This is a genomic window from Microbacterium sp. zg-Y1090 (assembly GCF_030246945.1).
Classification (GTDB): Bacteria; Actinomycetota; Actinomycetes; order Actinomycetales; family Microbacteriaceae; genus Microbacterium; species Microbacterium wangruii.
Genome location: NZ_CP126742.1, coordinates 1,310,025 through 1,326,487 on the forward strand (window position 1 = coordinate 1,310,025; position 16,463 = coordinate 1,326,487).

At 68.3% G+C, this 16,463-nt stretch carries 12 protein-coding genes; 10 read left to right on the forward strand and 2 right to left on the reverse strand.

Annotation, left to right across the window (positions count from 1 at the left end):
- Nucleotides 1-15: 15 nt before the first annotated feature.
- Nucleotides 16-1,020 carry a type IV toxin-antitoxin system AbiEi family antitoxin domain-containing protein gene (locus QNO26_RS06175; RefSeq protein ID WP_257638314.1) on the reverse strand — a complete coding sequence of 335 codons (1,005 nt, stop codon included), beginning with the start codon at nucleotides 1,018-1,020 and terminating at the stop codon, nucleotides 16-18.
- A 209-nt stretch (nucleotides 1,021-1,229) separates the two neighbouring features.
- Nucleotides 1,230-2,045, reverse strand: coding sequence for a CPBP family intramembrane glutamic endopeptidase (locus QNO26_RS06180; protein ID WP_374679362.1), 816 nt, complete (start codon nucleotides 2,043-2,045; stop codon nucleotides 1,230-1,232).
- Between the two features lie 146 nt (nucleotides 2,046-2,191).
- On the opposite strand from QNO26_RS06180, the gene QNO26_RS06185 reads away from it, so the two are divergent.
- The 10 genes from QNO26_RS06185 to typA all read left to right on the forward strand — a co-directional run bounded on the left by QNO26_RS06185 (nucleotide 2,192) and on the right by typA (nucleotide 16,448).
- On the forward strand, nucleotides 2,192-3,823 hold the full coding sequence (locus QNO26_RS06185; protein ID WP_257638315.1) for a peptide ABC transporter substrate-binding protein: 1,632 nt from the start codon (nucleotides 2,192-2,194) through the stop codon (nucleotides 3,821-3,823).
- Between the two features lie 147 nt (nucleotides 3,824-3,970).
- Nucleotides 3,971-4,900 (forward strand): ABC transporter permease, encoded by a 930-nt coding sequence (locus tag QNO26_RS06190; protein ID WP_257531351.1) that lies wholly within the window; start codon nucleotides 3,971-3,973, stop codon nucleotides 4,898-4,900.
- Nucleotides 4,890-5,837 carry an ABC transporter permease gene (locus QNO26_RS06195; protein ID WP_257531349.1) on the forward strand — a complete coding sequence of 316 codons (948 nt, stop codon included), beginning with the start codon at nucleotides 4,890-4,892 and terminating at the stop codon, nucleotides 5,835-5,837. The genes QNO26_RS06190 and QNO26_RS06195 overlap by 11 nt, the downstream gene beginning before the upstream one ends.
- Nucleotides 5,834-7,519: an ABC transporter ATP-binding protein gene (locus QNO26_RS06200; protein WP_257531347.1), complete on the forward strand. Its 1,686-nt coding sequence runs from the start codon at nucleotides 5,834-5,836 to the stop codon at nucleotides 7,517-7,519. Before QNO26_RS06195 ends, QNO26_RS06200 begins: the two co-directional genes overlap by 4 nt.
- Before the next feature lie 59 nt (nucleotides 7,520-7,578).
- The gene (locus tag QNO26_RS06205) at nucleotides 7,579-8,094 is read left to right on the forward strand and encodes a PH domain-containing protein (protein WP_257531346.1); all 516 of its coding nucleotides are present in this window, start codon (nucleotides 7,579-7,581) and stop codon (nucleotides 8,092-8,094) included.
- A 142-nt stretch (nucleotides 8,095-8,236) separates the two neighbouring features.
- Nucleotides 8,237-9,976 carry an ABC transporter substrate-binding protein gene (locus QNO26_RS06210; RefSeq protein WP_257531343.1) on the forward strand — a complete coding sequence of 580 codons (1,740 nt, stop codon included), beginning with the start codon at nucleotides 8,237-8,239 and terminating at the stop codon, nucleotides 9,974-9,976.
- A gap of 94 nt (nucleotides 9,977-10,070) precedes the next feature.
- The gene (locus tag QNO26_RS06215) at nucleotides 10,071-11,591 is read left to right on the forward strand and encodes an ABC transporter permease (RefSeq protein WP_257531341.1); all 1,521 of its coding nucleotides are present in this window, start codon (nucleotides 10,071-10,073) and stop codon (nucleotides 11,589-11,591) included.
- Nucleotides 11,588-12,631 (forward strand): ABC transporter permease, encoded by a 1,044-nt coding sequence (locus tag QNO26_RS06220; RefSeq protein WP_257519191.1) that lies wholly within the window; start codon nucleotides 11,588-11,590, stop codon nucleotides 12,629-12,631. The genes QNO26_RS06215 and QNO26_RS06220 overlap by 4 nt, the downstream gene beginning before the upstream one ends.
- A 5-nt stretch (nucleotides 12,632-12,636) precedes the next feature.
- Nucleotides 12,637-14,361 carry a dipeptide ABC transporter ATP-binding protein gene (locus QNO26_RS06225; RefSeq protein ID WP_257531753.1) on the forward strand — a complete coding sequence of 575 codons (1,725 nt, stop codon included), beginning with the start codon at nucleotides 12,637-12,639 and terminating at the stop codon, nucleotides 14,359-14,361.
- 176 nt (nucleotides 14,362-14,537) lie between these two features.
- Nucleotides 14,538-16,448 (forward strand): translational GTPase TypA, encoded by a 1,911-nt coding sequence (typA, locus tag QNO26_RS06230; protein WP_257531339.1) that lies wholly within the window; start codon nucleotides 14,538-14,540, stop codon nucleotides 16,446-16,448.
- The last annotated feature ends 15 nt before the right edge of the window (nucleotides 16,449-16,463 follow it).

A 16,463-nucleotide genomic window follows, 5' to 3' on the forward strand; every position in this document is an offset into this window, starting at 1 on the left:
CCGAGACCCTGGGTATCACCCGCGGTCTCGGCCGTCGGTCTTCGTCTCATGGGTGGCGGCGGCCGGCGCAGTCAGCGCGCGGCGGAGTGAGAAGAGGGCGGCGGTGTCTTCGGGCGCCTCGGGGTGCAGGCCGGCGCCGATCAGGATGCCGCGCAACGGTGCGGCGGGCACGGCATCGTGCCATCCCCAGTGGACGACCGTGCGCACGTGCCGACGCAGTCGTGCATCGCGCGCACGTTGGCGGGCGATGACGTCCTGCGCCGGACCTAACCGGCCGTCGTACTTAATTCCGCCGTCGCATTCGCCGGCGACCGATGCTGGTTCCCACAGCATGTCGCTGCGATCGTGGCCCCCGTCGCTCGTTCGGAAAGAGACCTGGAGCGTGGCTTCCGGGAAGCCGAGCCACTCGATGACGGCACGGCTCACGCTCTCGAGCGCGGTCTCCGCCAGCCGGTTCGCCCGAGTCAGCGCCCATCGCGCGACGGCGCGCCCCCGCTTACTGATGCGCTGCTCGTTGCCCTCGCGCAAGGCGGCAGCCCGGAGCGAGGGGTCGGTGCGCAGGGCGGCATCGGCGACGGAGAGTCCGATCGCCCTGTGCCGCGACCGGGCCAGATCGACGGCGGTGTCGAGGATGCCCGTCACGAGCAGCCCGCCGACCTCGAGGATCTCGCGTTCGCCGCGGTGGGTGTGCACGCGGATGCCGGAGGCCAGGCGCGAGCGGCCGAGCGGATGCTGCAGCACGTGGACGACCATCGGGTCGCCGAACACCGGCAACCCCACGAGGGCGGCGGCCGACTCGTGGCTGAACACCGCATCGGGGTAGCCGAGTGTCACCGCGTGGACGCGCGCGAGGTACCTGTCCCAGGGAGCGAGGTCATGCCAGGCTTCCGCCGGCGCATAGACGCCCGGCCTGATGCGCGCGAGTTCGCCGCGCGCGATGGCGCGTTCGGGGTGGGGAACCTCCGCAGTGCGCAGGAGCGGGATCGGAGCGGGCCGGGGGCCGGTGAGCTGGAGCGGCATCCGGCAACACTGCCGGGGATGCGTCGCCGGCGGTGTCGCAATCACCCCCCGTTCGGGACAACTCGCGGCTCCCCACCGCTGTGCAGGAGCCCGCGCCGACCGCCCGGCCCCGTGAGACGAATGCGGGCGGACGAGACCGTGGGTGGCACCCGCTGTCTCGGCCGTGAGAATTCGTCTCAGCGACCATGGCAGCGACTATGGCCGCGGGGTCAGCGCACGGGGGCGAAGACGGCGGGCCAGAGGGCGGCGGCCAGGGGGTAGCCGACGAACGAGACCACATCGAGGATCGTGTGCGCGATCACGAACGGCATGACGCGCCCCCACCGGCGGTAGCACCACCCGAACACCACACCCATCGCGAAGTTGCCGATGATGCCGCCGAAGCCCTGGTACGCGTGGTACGCCCCGCGCAGCGCCGCGGCGGCGAGGATGATCGACCACCACCCCCACCCGAGCCGGCGCAGCCGGTCGTAGAGCCAGCCGAGCATGATGACCTCCTCCAGCAGCGCCGCGCGCACCGCGGCGAACAGGAGGATGGGCACCGTCCACCACGCGGCATCCAGGGGGGATGCCACGACCGCCACCGAGATCCCCAGCAGGCGGCCCACGGCATACAGCGCCAGACCGGGGATGCCGATGATCGCGGTGACCAGCACGCCGCGGCCGAGGTCGCCCCCGAACCGGCGGAAGTCCAGCCCCATCCGCCGCAGCGCGTTGGTGCCCGGCTCCCAGAGCAGGTAGACCACGAGGGCGACCAGCGCCAGGTCGAACACGATGTCGAGCACCTGGTACAGCGCGTCCCAGATCGCCGCCGCGTCGCGCGACGGGTTCAGCTGCGTCTGCTGGCGGCCGAGCGGGGTGGGGGACAGCAGGCTGCGCACGAGCGACAGCAGCGAGTACAGCGCCGACTGGCCGAGCGTGATCGCCAGCACGATCGCGATCTCCCACCACAGGCGTGCGCGCTGGGCGGGGGTTGCTCCGGAGGCGGTCGGACTGGGAGCGGTCACCTTGTCAGATTGCCACACGTCGGCCGCGGCGGGTAAAGAGCATGTAACGCTTTGCGTCGACCTTTTGGTCATCTGTGATCAGGTGCCTATCGTTGCAGAATCCATGCGACGGTCCGCCGACCATACCCGGCACCGCCTGCGACATCCCTGCACCAGGAGGAACAGTGAAGCGCAACAGCACTGCGTTCGCCGGACTGGCGCTGCTGACGGTGGGCACCCTTGCCCTCGCCGGCTGCGCTGGCGGCGGCGGCAACACCGCCGAGGAGGAGACCGGCGACGCCGGCGTCTCGACCGCCATCATCACCACCAACGGCACCGAGCCCGAGAACCCGCTGATCCCCACCGCGACGAACGAGGTCGGCGGCGGCAAGATCCTCGACGCCATCTTCGCCGGGCTGGTCTCGTACGAGGCCGACGGCACCGCGGTCAACGACATGGCCGAGGAGATCACGGTCGACGACCCGCAGAACCTGACCGTCAAGATCAAGGAAGGCCAGGTCTTCACCGACGGCGAAGAGGTCACCGCCGACAACTTCATCAAGGCGTGGAACTACGGCGCCCTGGCGTCCAACGAGCAGTACAACAGCTACTTCTTCGAGGACATCGAGGGCTTCAGCTACGACGAGGACTCCGAGCTCACCGGCCTGCAGGAGGTCGACGACTACACCTTCACGATCGCGCTGAACAAGCCCGCGTCGGACTTCGCGCTGCGCCTGGGCTACTCGGCCTACTACCCGCTGCCCGACGCCGCGTTCGAGGACATGGACGCGTTCGGTGAGAACCCGATCGGCAACGGCCCGTACATGCTCGACGGCGACGGCGCGTGGCAGCACGACGTCAAGATCGACCTCGTCAAGAACGAGGACTACGAGGGTGTCCGCCAGGCGCAGAACGGTGGCCTGTCCATCACGTTCTACTCGTCGCAGGATGCCGCGTACGCCGACCTGCTCGGTGGCGAGGTCGACGTGATCGACGCGATCCCGCCGTCGTCGCTGGCCAGCTTCGAGTCGGATCTGGGTGAGCGCGCTGTCAACAAGCCCGCCGCCGTCTTCCAGTCCTTCACGATCCCGGAGCGCCTCGCGCACTTCTCGGGCGAAGAGGGCCAGCTGCGCCGCCAGGCGCTGTCGCTCGCGATCAACCGCGACGAGATCACCGAGACGATCTTCCAGGGCACCCGCACCCCGGCGCGCGACTTCACGTCCCCGGTCATCGACGGCTGGTCGGACTCGCTCGAGGGCGCCGACGTTCTGGATTACAACCCCGAGCGCGCAGCCGAGCTGTGGGCCGAGGCCGACGCGATCTCGCCCTGGGAAGGCACCTTCCAGATCGGCTACAACGCCGACGGCGGACACGACCAGTGGGTCGACGCGGTCTCGAACTCGATCAAGAACACCCTCGGCATCGACGCGTCGGGCGCTCCCTACCCGACCTTCGCCGAGCTGCGCGAGCTCGTGAACAACGACTCCATCACGACGGCCTTCCGCACCGGCTGGCAGGCGGACTACCCGGGTCTGTACAACTTCCTGGGCCCGCTGTATGCCACCAACGCCGGCTCGAACGACGGTGACTACTCGAACCCCGAGTTCGACGAGCTGCTCGCCGCGGGCATCTCGGCCACCGACCCGGGCGAGGCGAACGAGCTGTTCTCGGAGGCGCAGTCGGTGCTGCTGACCGACCTGCCGGCCCTCCCGCTGTGGTACGCCAACGTCACCGGCGGCTACTCGGAGAACGTCGACAACGTCGACTTCGGCTGGAACTCCGTGCCGCTGTTCCACCTGATCACCAAGTCCGAATAACCTGGTGATCTCACTCGCGAGGCGGTGACGCTCCTGTCACCGCCTCGCGGGCTGTTCCGACGCCGACCACCTCGCCGCGGGGTGGCACCGGCCTGAGTGGGAGCCCGACGCGACCCGTCGGCCTCCCCGATCGCAAGGAGAGCCGACGTGCTCGGTTACATCGTCAGACGCGTGCTCCAGGTGATCCCCGTCTTCTTCGGGGCCACCCTGCTCATCTACTTCATGGTGTTCGCCATGCCGGGCGACCCGATCCTCGCCCTCTTCGGCGACCGCACGCCCAACCCGGCGCTCCTGGAGGCGATCCGCGAGGAGTACCACCTCAACGACCCCTTCATCGTGCAGTACTTCTACTACATCACCGGGGTGTTCCAGGGAGACTTCGGGGTCAGCTTCTCGGGCCAGCCCGTGAGCGAGGTCCTCGCCCGCACCTTCCCCGTGACGATCCGCCTCGCGGCGCTGGCCATCGCGATCGAGCTCGTGCTCGCGATCGTCATCGGCACGATCTCGGGGCTTCGCAAGGGCAAGCTGTTCGACAACGCCTCGCTCGTCATCGCCCTCGTGTTCGTCGCGGTCCCGGTGTTCGTCCTGGCGTTCCTCGCGCAGTACTTCCTGGCGATCCAGCTCGGCTGGTTCCGCCCCACCGTCGGGGCGCAGAACGGCTGGATGGACCTGTGGCTGCCGGCCATCGTGCTGGGACTCAGCCTCTATGCCACGAGCATGCGCCTGACCCGGGCTTCGGTCATCGACACGCTCAACCAGGACTGGGTGCGCACCGCCTACAGCAAGGGCCTGTCGCGTCGCCGCGTCATCCCGGTGCACGTGCTGCGCAACTCCCTCATCCCCGTCATCACCAACACCGCCACCAACTTCGGGGTGCTGCTGGTGGGCGCGACCGTCACGGAGGGCATCTTCAACGTGCCCGGCGTCGGCAACGTGCTGTTCCAGGCGGTCCGTCGTCAGGAGGGCCCCACGGTCGTCTCCTTCGTGACCGTGTTCGTCATCGTCTACGTCCTGGTCAACCTGATCATCGACCTGCTCTACGGTCTGCTCGACCCGAGGATCCGCTATGCCAAGTGACCGGTTTCCCACGGCGCACTACGTCGCGCCCATCAAGACCACCACGATCAACGTCGACGCCGTCCGCGTGGAGGCCAAGCCCAGCAACCTGTGGCGCGACGCGTGGCGGGACATCCGCCGGCGTCCGACCTTCTGGGTCACCGCGCTGCTCCTGCTCGTCGTGGTCCTCATGGCGGCCTGGCCCACGCTGTTCACGCCCGTCCCGCCCAACGCGCAGTGCTTCCTCGCCAACAGCAACGGCGGCCCCGCCTCGGGACACCCGCTCGGCTTCACGTTCCAGGGCTGCGACATCTGGGCGCGCATCGTGTGGGGCGCGCGCACCTCGCTCGTGGTGGGTCTGCTCGCCACGCTCATCAGCACGCTGCTCGGCGTCATCATGGGTGCGCTGGCCGGCTTCTACGGCGGCTGGCTGGACTCGGTGCTCTCGCGGGTCGGCGACATCTTCTTCGCCATCCCGTACATCCTCGCGGCCATCGTCGTCATGAGCGTCTTCTCGCAGAACCGCACCCCGCTCGTCCTCGCCTTCGCGATCGGCGGATTCGCCTGGGCGTCGACGGCGCGCGTGATCCGCTCCGAAGTGCTGCGGGTGCGGCAGGCGGACTTCGTGACCGCGTCCCGCGCCCTCGGCCTGTCGCGGTTCCGCACCCTCCTGGTGCATGTGCTGCCCAACGCCCTCGCGCCGGTCATCGTCGTGGCGACCATCACGCTGGGCGCCGCGATCTCCGCCGAGGCGACCCTGTCGTTCCTGGGCGTCGGACTCGGCAGCCAGACCATGTCGTGGGGTCTGGACATCAGCCAGGCGCAGTCCTCGCTGCGCGTCGCGCCCATGGCGCTGATCTACCCGTCCATCGCGCTGACCCTCACGGTCCTCGCGTTCATCATCCTGGGGGAGCTCCTGCGAGACGCCCTGGATCCGAAAGCGAGGGCACGTCGATGATGCCGGCGAACCGCACGCCTCTGCTGTCGATCCGCGACCTCACCGTCGCGTTCGACGCGGGCAAGACCTCCACCGAAGTCCTCCACGGGATCGACCTCGACATCCACCCGGGGGAGACCGTCGCGATCGTCGGCGAGTCCGGGTCGGGCAAGTCCACGACCGCCTCCGCGATCGTCAACCTGCTCCCCGGCACCGGGCACGTCACGGGCGGGTCCATCACGCTGGAGGGCCGTGACCTCACGACGCTCACGCAGTCGCAGATGGAGCGCATCCGCGGCCGCGAGATCGGCTACGTCCCGCAGGACCCGATGTCCAACCTGAACCCGGTGTGGAGCATCGGCTTCCAGGTCAAGGAGGCCATCCGCGCCAACGGCATCGCCAGCGGCCGCAAAGAGGTCGAGCGCCGCGCCGTCGAGGTGCTGCAGCAGGCGGGGCTGGCAGATGCCGAACGCCGGCTGCACCAGTTCCCGCACCAGTTCTCGGGCGGCATGCGCCAGCGCGCGCTCATCGGCATCGGCCTCGCCGCCGACCCGAAGCTGCTCATCGCCGACGAGCCGACCTCGGCGCTGGACGTCACCGTGCAGCGGGTCATCCTCGATCACATGGCCTCGCTCGCAGCGGAGAAGGGCACGTCGGTCCTGCTCATCACGCACGACCTGGGCCTGGCCGCCGAGCGCGCCGACACGATCGTCGTGATGAACCAGGGCGAGATCGTCGAGTCCGGGCCCAGCCGCGCGATCCTGGAGGACCCGCAGCACCCGTACACCCAGCGACTCGTGGCCGCGGCGCCGAGCCTGGCGTCACAGCGCATCCAGGCCCGCGCCGAGGACCGCGGCATCCAGCATGAAGCCGACCTCGCCACCGCCGAGCCTGCCGTCGTGGTGCGCGATCTCGTCAAGGAGTACAAGATCCGGCAGGGGTCGTTCCGCAGCGAGCGGTTCCGCGCCGTCGACGGCGTCTCGTTCGAGATCCCGCGCGGGCGCACGCTGGCGCTGGTGGGGGAGTCGGGCTCGGGCAAGTCCACGATCGCCAAGATGGTGCTGGACCTCGAGAAGCCGACGTCCGGCTCCATCCTCATCGAGGGCGAGAACATCGCGCGGCTGTCGGGACGCAAGTCCTTCGCCCTGCGCCGCCGGATGCAGCCCGTCTTCCAGGACCCCTACGGATCGCTCGACCCGCTCCGCAGCATCGGCGGCACGATCGCCGAGCCGCTCGAGGTGCACCACGTGGGTGACGCCCGCTCACGACGCGCGCGCGTCGCCGAGCTGCTCGACCAGGTCTCGCTGCCGCAGGAGCTGGCCTCCCGCTATCCGAACGAGCTGTCCGGCGGGCAGCGTCAGCGCGTGGCGATCGCCCGCGCCCTCGCGCTGAAGCCCGACATCGTCGTGCTCGACGAGGCCGTGTCGGCGCTGGACGTGCTGGTGCAGGACCAGATCCTGCAGCTGCTGGCGGACCTGCAGTCCGAGCTCGGGCTGACGTATCTGTTCATCACGCACGACCTCGCCGTCGTGCGCGTGGTGGCCGACTTCGTCTGCGTGATGGAGCGCGGCAGGATCGTCGAGCAGGGGACGGTGGACGAGATCTTCGCCAACCCCGCCGAGGAGTACACCCGACGTCTGCTGGAGGCGATCCCCGGCGCCTCGATGGTGCTCGGCGCCGGTTCCGGCGACCCGGAGACATGAGTCAGGACGCACGTCCGGACCGCCGGGTCTACCGATCGCGATCCGGAACGGTCGCACTCGTGATCGCCGGCGCCATCACGCTGTTCCTCCTGGGGGATGCCGCACTGCGCTCGGGGGTCGGCGGGATGCTGCTGCTGGCGCCGGGGATCCTCCTGGTGGACTGGATCATCTTCGCCGTCCTGTTCGTCCCGAAGGTGCAGACCGATGCTCACGGTGTCACCGTCATCAATCCCCTCCGGTGCGCCGAGGTGCCCTGGGGCCGCGTGCGCGACATCACGACCCGGTGGCAGCTGACGCTGCATCTCGACGACGGCTCCCAGATCGCCGCCTTCGGCGGCCCGGAGGTGCGGCGCCCGCGCCCGCGTCCGCGCGCGACCCCCTGGTCGGATGCCGAGCGGCCCGGTGCCACGTCTTCGGACCTCGATCTCATCCTCGGAGAGTGGGAAAACGCCGACTCCCGGCTGTCTTCGGCGGGCGAGGTGCGCCGGTGGTGGAACCTGCCGGTGCTGTTGTCGCTGGCCGGCCTGATCGTCTGGGGGCTGCTCGCCGTCATGGTGAGCGGCATGGCGGCCTGAGTTAAGGGTTTGTAACTATTGGGCGCCTGGCTTTGGATGGGCTCTGTGCCGAACATATAGTTTCGGTATTCGTAGCCCGAGCGATGAAGGTCCGTCGACGCAGGCCGCGATAACCCTTGCCCGCACCAATGTAGGAGACCAAATGCGTTCACGTCGAACCCTTATCGCCGGGGCCGCCATCGGCGTCACCGCCCTGGCGCTCACCGCCTGCGCGCCGCCCAGCGACGGCAACACCGGTGACAGCAACGAGCCGACCGGCACCGCGTCGATCTCGGTGTCCGTGGGCCCCAACGACTTCATCAGCTACAACGGCTTCACGCCCGAGACGTACAGCACGTACAACTCGGCGATCGTCGACCAGCTGAAGGTCGGCTTCACCTACTTCGCGCCGGACGGCACCGTCGAGGACAACACGGACCTGGGCTCCTACGAGCTCATCTCCGAGGACCCGCTCACCGTCGAGTACACGATCTCCGACGACGCCGCCTGGTCTGACGGCACCCCGATCACCGTCGCCGACGTCGTGCTGGCATGGGGCGTGCAGAACACGAACCTCGCCGGCGCAGATGGCCCGCTGTTCAACTCGGTCTCGGCCGACATGGGCGACGAGGTCCCCGAGGGCCCCCAGGGTGACCTCGACGGCAAGGAGTTCACGGTCGAGTACGCCGTGAAGAACCCGGACTGGAAGATCCAGACCTGGCTGGTCGACCCCGCACACATCGTCGCGGAGCAGGCCGGTATGGAGACCGAGGAGCTCGCCCAGGCGATCCTCGACGGCGACAGCGCCGCTCTTGAGCCCGCCGCCGAGTTCTGGAACACCGGCTGGTTCACCAACCCGGGCGAGCTGCCCGACGAGGCGCTCATCCCGTCCTCCGGTCCCTACAAGCTCGGCTCGTGGGATGCCGGTCAGTCCGTCACCCTCGTCGCGAACGAGGACTACTACGGCGAGAAGCTCGCGCCGCAGAACGCGGAGCTCGTGTTCCGCTTCGTCGGCCAGGACGCGATGGTCCAGGCGCTGGACAACGGTGACCTCGACGTCATCGCCCCGCAGCCGACCGTCGACACGCTCGCTCAGCTCGAGGAGCTCGGCGACGCCGTCAACATCCTCGCCGGTCCGTCGCTGACGTGGGAGCACCTCGACTTCAACTTCATCGAGGGCTCGCTGTTCGCCGACAACCTGGAGCTGCGTCAGGCCTTCGCCATGTGCGTGCCGCGCCAGCAGATCGTCGACAACCTCATCAAGCCGATCGACCCGGCTGCCGTCGTGCTGAACGCCCGTGAGGTGTTCCCCTTCCAGCCCACCTACGACGAGGTCCTCGAGGCTTCCTACAACGGTGAGTACGACGAGCCGAACATCGAAGAGGCAGCGCGCATCGTCGCGGAGCAGGGCGCCGAGGGTGCTGAGGTCCGCATCGGATACTCCGCTCCCAACCCGCGCCGTGCCGACGAGGTCGCTCTGATCAAGTCGTCGTGCGACCAGGCCGGCTTCAACATCGTCGACGCGGGCAACGAGGACTTCTTCGCCCCGGGCGGCACCCAGGAGCGCGGTGACTACGAGGTGGCGCTGTTCGCCTGGGCCGGCTCCGGCCAGATCGCCTCGGGCGAGAACATCTACGCCACGGGCAAGCCGCAGAACTACGGTGGCTACTCCAACCCCGAGGTCGACGCCGCATGGGCGACGCTGAAGAACAGCCTCGACCCCGAGGTGCACCTCGAGCAGACCAAGGTGATCGAGGAGCTGCTGTGGGCTGACCTGTTCGGCATCCCGGTCTTCGCCCACCCGGGCGTCGACGCTGCCAGCGCCAGCATCGACGGCGTCGAGCGGACCACCACGCAGAGTGGTATCTCGTGGAACGCGTACGCTTGGAGCAGCGCCGAGTAATTCGGCCGACGTTCAGATGTGCGGGTCGGCCTCCTGCCGGCCCGCACATCTGTGATCGCGACCGTTCCCGATAAACCCGAAGGGAAGCACTGTCGTGCTGAAGTTCATCCTGCGACGCCTGGTCCAGGCGTTCGGCATCATGCTGGGCGCCTCGGTACTGATGTACGTACTGGTCATCAACTCCGGGGATCCGCTCGCAGAGCTGCGCGAGAGCAACGCGCGCAACCGCGAGCTCCTGATCCAGCAGCGCATCGAGTACATGAATCTCGACCTGCCGTGGTGGCAGCGCTATCTCGATTGGCTGGGCGGCGTCAGCCGATGCGTCATCGGCCAGTGCGATTTCGGCACCAACCGCTCCGGCGTAGATGTCGGCACCCTCCTCGGCCAGGCTGCTTCCTCGACACTGCGCCTCGTCCTCCTTGCCACCGTGCTCGCCCTCATCATCGGCGTCGCGGTCGGCATCCTGACCGCCGTCCGTCAGTACTCGGGCCTCGACTACGCGGTGACGTTCGGCACCTTCCTCTTCTTCTCGCTTCCGGTGTTCTGGGCCGCCGTGCTCCTCAAGGAGTACATGGCCATCGGGTTCAACAACTGGCTGCAGGACCCGGGCTTCACTCCGGTACAGATCATCCTCATCTCCGTGGTCCTCGGATTCGTGATGCAGGTGGTTCTCGCGGGCTCCGTCAAGCGGCGGATAGCGACCTTCCTCGTCACCACGGCGTTCTTCGCCATCGTGATGCCGACCTTCACGGCACTCGACCTCTTCCGCAACCCCCAGCTCGGAATGATCGGCGTCGCCGTCCTGACCTTCGGTGTGGCGCTCAGCGTCACCGCCATGACCGTGGGGCTGCGCAACCGGGAGGTGCTCGTTCCGGCGCTCATCACGGCTGCCGGCGTCAGCATCATGCAGCTGGTGCTCTTCAACGTCTTCGTCTACTACATGAACTGGGGCGTGCTCATCCTCGGCATCGTCCTCGCGATCGCCCTGCCCTGGGTCCTCGCGCGGTTCATGAGCCACCGTTACCGCACTCAGGCGATCATCGCCGCCACGGTGACGGGCGTGATCGGTGCAGGACTCACGGCACTCGACCACCTCTTCCGGGTGTGGCCGACGTTCCTGAATCTCAAGCCTCGTCCGATCTCCACGATCGGCTCGCAGACGCCGAACTTCCGCGGTGGCTTCTGGGAGACCTTCCTCGACTACGGCACGCAGATGCTGCTGCCGACGCTGCTGCTGACGCTCATCTCACTGGCGAGCTACAGCCGGTACACCCGCACCTCGATGCTCGAGGTGAACCGTCAGGACTACATCCGCACCGCGCGCGCGAAGGGCGCGCCGGAGCGCACCGTCATCTTCCGGCACGCGCTGCGCAACGCCCTCATCCCGATCGCGACGATCGCCGCGTTCGACTTCGCGGGCCTCATCGGCGGCGCGGTCGTTACCGAACGCGTCTTCGGATGGAAGGGGATGGGTGACCTGTTCGCCGTCGGCCTCGACCAGGTCGACCCCGCGCCGGTCATGGCGTTCTTCGTGATCACCGGTGGTGTGGCGGTGCTGTTCAACCTTCTCGCCGACATCTCCTACGCCTACCTCGACCCCAGGATCCGAGTATGAGCAACAACTCCACACCCCAGAACGACGCGATCTACGACCTCGCAGAGGCCGAGGACGCGGCCCTCGCCGCCAAGGACACCAAGCCGCTCTCACAGGGACGGCTGGTGCTGCGACGGTTCCTCCGTCACCGTGCGGCGCTGATCTCGACCGTCCTCCTCTTCGCGATCATCATCGTCGCCTTCACGTCGATCGGCTTCGCCGGCATCCCCGGCTGGTGGGACAAGAGCTACCTCGCGGCGGGCAACGTCATCGACGGCGGCCGTCCGACGCTGAGCCTGATCCCGACGTGGCTCGGCGGGGACGGCATCCGCTGGGGCGAGCACCCCTTCGGGCAGGACAACGTCGGCAAGGACTACTTCTCGCTCGTGATGGTCGGCACCCAGCGGTCGCTGATCATCGCCTTCACCGTGGGTATCGTCGCGACGACGATCGGCGCCGTCATGGGCGCGGTCGCGGGCTACTTCCGCGGCTGGGTCGACAACGTGCTGATGCGCATCACCGACATCTTCATCGTCATCCCGCTGCTCGTCCTCGCCGCCGTGCTCGGCAAGATCTCCGGCGGAGGCATCTTCGCGCTCGCCCTGATGATCGGTCTCGCCTCGTGGACGGGCCTGGCGCGTCTGGTGCGCGGAGAGGTCCTCTCGCTCCGTGAGCGCGACTACGTCGCGGCCGCCCGTTCGACCGGTGCGAGCGCGTTCCGGATCATCTTCAAGCACCTGGTGCCCAACACGATCGGCATCATCGTCGTGAATGCCACGTTCGCGATCGGCGGCGCGATCCTGCTCGAGAGCTCGCTGAGCTTCCTCGGGTTCGGTGTGCGGGCGCCCGAGACGTCGCTCGGTCTGCTCATCAGCACGTACCAGGGTGCCTTCACCAACCGGCCGTGGCTGTTCTGGTGGCCGGGCATGATCATCCTGGTCATCGTGCTGGCGGTGAACTTCATCGGGGACGGTCTGCGCGACGCCTTCGATCCGCGGCAGACCCGCAAATGGAGTCCACGCAGACTGGAACGCCTGCGCGCTGAGAAGGGACTGTCGTGACGTACATGGACACGCATGCCGCAGACGCGGATGCCGTGCTGCGGCTCACCGATCTGCGGGTCGACTTCGCCGTCGAGTCCGGACTCGTCCGCGCTGTCAAGGGTGTGAGCCTCGATCTCCGCCCCGGCGAGGTCGTCGCGATCGTGGGTGAATCGGGTTCGGGCAAGTCGGTGAGCTCATCGGCCGCCATGGGGCTGCTCCCCGAGAACGCCCTGGTCACCGGCTCCGCCGAGGTCGGCGGCACCGAGGTCGTCGGTATCGCGCCGGAGAAGATGCGCGCGATGCGGGCCACCCAGGTGGCGATGATCTTCCAGGAGCCGATGTCGGCGCTGAACCCGGTGCTGACGGTGGAGCGGCAGATGACCGAGGTCTTCGAGCTGCACGACGTCGCCTACGGTGCGGACGCGCGGGAGCGCTCGGTCGAGCTGCTGCAGCGCGTGGGCATCCCCGACCCCGAGACGCGCATCTCGCAGTACCCGCACCAGTTCTCGGGAGGTCAGCGGCAGCGCATCGTCATCGCGATGGCGATCGCCCTGAACCCTCGCGTGATCATCGCCGACGAGCCCACGACGGCTCTCGACGTCACGGTGCAGGCCGAGATCCTCGACCTGATGCGGTCGCTCAAGGACGACCTCGACGCCGGCATCCTGCTGATCACGCACAACATGGGCGTCGTGGCGGACCTCGCCGACCGCGTGGTCGTCATGTACAAGGGCGAGCTCGTCGAGCAGGGCCTGGTGACGGACGTGCTCAAGAACCCGCAGCACCCCTACACCCGCAAGCTGCTCAACGCCGTGCCGCGCCTGTCGGGTTCGGCCCTGGGTGCGGGTACCGCGGTCACCGAGACGCGCGAGCGCGAGCGCGCCGCGGCGACGCCGGCCGAGCGCGACCTGGTGCTCGTGGCCGAGGATCTCGCACTGGACTACGTGATGCGCGGCAAGGCGTTCCGCGCCGTCGAAGGGGTCTCCTTCGACCTCGGCAGGCGCGAGGTGCTCGGCGTCGTGGGTGAGTCCGGATCGGGCAAGTCCACGATCGCGAAGGCGGTGCTGGGCCTGCTTCCCGTGGCCTCGGGTTCGCTCAAGGTGCGCGGTGAGGACTTCGCCAAGCTGCGCGGGCGCGCCGCGAAGAACGTGCGTCGTCACATCGGCGCGGTCTTCCAGGACCCTGCGTCGTCGCTGAACCCCCGCTTCCCGATCGGCGAGTGCATCATCGAGCCGATGGTCGTGCACCGTGTGGGCGACAAGCGGTCGCGTCAGGCCCGTGCCCGCGAGCTCCTCGACGCCGTGCGCCTTCCCACCGACGTCGTCAACCGCTACCCGCACGAGCTCTCCGGCGGTCAGCGTCAGCGTGTGTCGATCGCGCGCGCGCTCTCGCTGAAGCCCGAGCTGCTGATCGCGGACGAGCCGACGTCGGCCCTCGACGTCTCCGTGCAGGCCGCAGTGCTCGACATGCTGCGCGAGCTGCAGCGGGAGTTCGACTTCGCCTGCATGCTGGTCAGCCACGACCTGGCCGTCGTCGACATGCTCGCCGACCACGTGCTGGTGATGAAGAACGGCCACGCGGTCGAGCAGGGTGTGACGAGCACCGTGCTGCACGACCCGCAGGACGACTACACCAAGCGTCTGCTCGCCTCGTCGCCCGTCCCCGACCCGGTCGAGCAGCGCGAGCGCCGGCTGGCCCGCCGCGCGCTGCTGGACTCGCTCGGAGAAACCCCGGAGGCGGGGGAGTAGCCACGATCAGCCCCAGGTGAGAGCGTCTTCGCACGCTCGCCGGCGGAGGCGGATATACACGGAATGAGGCGGGGTCGACGAGACCCCGCCTCGCTTCCTGTATCCTGGAGTGTCGGCCTTTCGGTTTCACCGGGGGACGGCGAAGACTCTTTCCCCTCTCCCTGCAAGGAAAATCGATGGCGCACGCCCTCCGTCCGGACCTCCGTAATGTCGCGATCGTCGCGCACGTCGACCACGGCAAGACCACGCTCGTCGACGCGATGCTCCGCCAGACCGGGTCCTTCGGCTCTCACGAGCACATGGAGGAGCGCGCGATGGACTCGAACGACCTCGAGCGTGAGAAGGGCATCACGATCCTCGCCAAGAACACGGCGATCACCTACAACGGCCTGCACACCGACTCCCCGGTGACGATCAACGTCATCGACACCCCCGGCCACGCCGACTTCGGCGGCGAGGTCGAGCGCGGCCTGTCCATGGTCGACGGCGTGGTGCTGCTGGTGGATGCCAGCGAGGGCCCCCTCCCGCAGACCCGCTTCGTGCTGCGCAAGGCGCTGGAGGCCAAGCTTCCCGTCATCCTGCTGGTCAACAAGACCGACCGCCCCGACGCCCGCATCGCCGAGGTCGAGGAAGAAGCCCACGACCTGCTGCTGGGCCTCGCCTCCGATCTGCAGGACGATGTGCCCGACCTCGACGTCGACGCACTGCTCGACGTTCCGGTCGTCTACGCCTCGGGTCGCGCGGGCGCGGCATCCACCACTCGTCCCGAGAACGGCAGCCTGCCGGACAACGACGACCTGGAGCCGCTGTTCGAGGCCATCCTGCAGCACGTGCCTGCCCCGTCCTACGACGACGAGGCGCCGCTGCAGGCGTGGGTCACCAACCTCGACTCCTCGCCGTTCCTCGGCCGCCTCGCCCTGCTGCGCGTCTTCAACGGCACGCTGAAGAAGGGCCAGACGGTGGCCTGGGTGCGCGCCGACGGCACGACCAGCAACGCCCGCATCACCGAGCTGCTGAAGACCCGCGCCCTCGACCGCTACCCGGCCGAGTCCGCCGGCCCCGGCGACATCGTCGCCATCGCCGGTTTCCCCGACATCACGATCGGTGAGACGATCGCCGACCCCGAGGACGTGCGGCCCCTGCCGCAGATCCACGTCGACGAGCCGGCGATCTCGATGACGATCGGCACGAACACCTCGCCGCTGGTCGGCAAGGTCAAGGGTCACAAGCTGACCGCGCGCATGGTCAAGGACCGCCTCGACCGAGAGCTCATCGGAAACGTGTCGCTGAAGGTCGTCGACATCGGGCGCCCCGACGCGTGGGAGGTGCAGGGCCGCGGTGAGCTGGCCCTGGCCATCCTCGTCGAGAACATGCGCCGCGAAGGCTTCGAGCTGACCGTCGGCAAGCCCCAGGTGGTCACGAAGAAGATCGACGGCAAGACGTACGAGCCGTTCGAGCACCTCACGATCGACGCCCCCGAGGAGTACCTGGGTGCGATCACCCAGCTGCTGGCCGCCCGCAAGGGGCGCATGGAAAACATGACCAACCACGGCACCGGCTGGGTGCGCATGGAGTTCATCGTCCCCTCCCGCGGTCTCATCGGCTTCCGCACCGAGTTCCTCACCACCACCCGCGGCACCGGCATCGCCAACGCGATCTCGCACGGCTACGAGCCGTGGGCCGGGCACATCCAGACGCGTCAGAACGGCTCCGTCGTCGCTGACCGCTCGGGTGTCGTCACGCCTTTCGCGATGATCGCCCTGCAGGAGCGGATGTCGTTCTTCGTCCAGCCCACGCAGGAGGTGTACGAGGGCATGGTCATCGGCGAGAACTCGCGCGCAGACGACATGGACGTGAACATCACCAAGGAGAAGAAGCTCACGAACATGCGTGCCGCGAGCTCGGACACTTTCGAGTCGATGACGCCGCCGCGGGTGCTGACGCTCGAGGAGAGCCTCGAGTTCGCCCGCGACGACGAATGCGTCGAGGTCACCCCCGAGATCGTGCGCATCCGCAAGGTGAACCTGGACGGCAACGAGCGAGCCCGCGCCACCGCCCGCCTGAAGCGCCAGGACGCCAGCGCCTGAGCCGGTGCCCGGTAG